This window comes from Steroidobacter sp., assembly GCF_016790065.1.
Classification (GTDB): domain Bacteria; phylum Pseudomonadota; class Gammaproteobacteria; order Steroidobacterales; family Steroidobacteraceae; genus Steroidobacter.
This window is the reverse complement of record NZ_JAEUPY010000043.1, coordinates 1-1,566: the sequence shown is the minus strand read 5'-3', so window position 1 is coordinate 1,566 and position 1,566 is coordinate 1. Positions and strand designations below refer to the sequence as shown.

At 59.5% G+C, this 1,566-nt stretch carries 2 protein-coding genes; one reads left to right on the top strand and one right to left on the bottom strand.

Features of this window, described 5'->3' with window-relative positions; genetic code table 11:
• The coding region (locus JNL55_RS01640) for an Lrp/AsnC family transcriptional regulator (protein ID WP_293848528.1) at positions 1-402 on the top strand (402 nt) is incomplete at its 5' end.
• A gap of 86 nt (positions 403-488) precedes the next feature.
• Here JNL55_RS01640 and JNL55_RS01635 read toward each other — a convergent pair.
• Positions 489-1,566 (bottom strand): hypothetical protein (locus JNL55_RS01635; RefSeq protein WP_293848527.1); only part of this gene is annotated, 1,078 nt, incomplete at its 5' end.

Here is a 1,566-nt window from a genome sequence, read left to right as displayed (position 1 = left end):
GTGGGCCTGTCGCCCTCACCGTGCCACGAGCGTATCCAAAAGCTCGAGCGCAGCAAGATCATTCAGGGCTATCACGCACGCCTGGATTACCGGCGCCTGGCCAACTACTCCTTCTTTGTTACGTTGGTGAAGATCACGAACTACACCACGGTCCAGGTGAGAGCGTGGGAACGCCTAGTGTTGGACGAACCCGCGGTGGTGGAGATCTGCTCGCTGCTGGGAGAGACGGATTACCTGCTGAAGATCGCTGCGCGCAATATTGAAGACTACCAGCTGATCGTGGAGGGACTGTTCCGCAATCATGAATTCACGGTGCAGTTCACCACGCATGCCGTGAGCGGCGAGCTTCGTTCCATGCCGCAAGCAAAGCTCATCGATACCTGTCAGCCCTCGCGCGAATGAGCCGGTGGTTCCGGATTGGCTGGCCAACACCGGAATACCGCGCGATCCTCGAATAAACCGCGCTGACCTGCGGTCGACCGTGCCTCTCAGCGATCGTTCGCCGACGTCCGGGGTTGCTTGCCCGCGATGAAGCGGCGCATGTCGGCTATGAGCTTCTCGAAGGAGGGCTGATGCATGTACATCATGTGTCCGGCATCGTAATACTCGATTGTGGTGCGGCCCGCGGGAATGACGGGCTGGGAGAAGACGTACTCGGCGCTCGCGCAGGTGGTGACCAGATCATAGAGTCCGCAGGCCACCAGCACCGAAAGGTCCTGGTTACGAACCATGGCTTGAGCCAGCGACTTCGTGACGTTGCTGTAGCTCGGCTCGTAGTACTCGTTCGGTCCTGTCATGCGCCAGTCCCACTGAAGGTACGGTTCCAGGTTCAGCGTCTTGTAAGGGATGTCCATGTTCACGCCCAGCTCTCGCGAGAACAGCTCGTTCAGTGCAGCGGTGTAAGCACTGCCGTTGCCGTAGGCCGATGCATCTTCGGGCGGTGTGGGAGCGAGCCGGTCGAGCTCGTAACCGGTATAGCGGACGTCGAACATGCCCACGGAGATACCTTCGTCGCGACGCAGCTCCTTGACGAAACGATAAGGCTTCACGCGCAGATTGGACTTCTCGAGGTAGTCGCGGCTCAAGGCGGTGTAGCGCTGCAGACCTGCAAGGATCGAATCGTACTGGTCTCGAGGCAGTTCTCGTCCCTTGAAGAGCGCGGGCAGGTACTGTTCGATGGCAAAGCGGCGCGCCTCGTCGCTGAACTGCCGTGCACTCAGAGGTGTTTCGACCTTCTTGTGGTAGTGCGCCGCCGCGGCCATCGCGGGTAGATTGTTTACATACGCCATCAGATTGTTGTCGTCATCCTGCGCGGCGGGGTAGTCGAGAATCTGGGACATCAGGATGATGCCTTTGAAGGCGATGTCGATTGCTCCCCAGCCCATGATGTCGGCCAGCAATGCGGCTCGCACGGTGCCAAAGCTCTCGCCGGCGAGATATTTGGGTGACATCCAGCGCTTGTGCTGGGTGAGCCACAGACGGATGAACTCAGCCACTGAAGCGGCATCCTGCTTGTGTCCGTAGTACTGACTCGTGGTGCCCTCGCCAATGACGCGTGAATAGCCG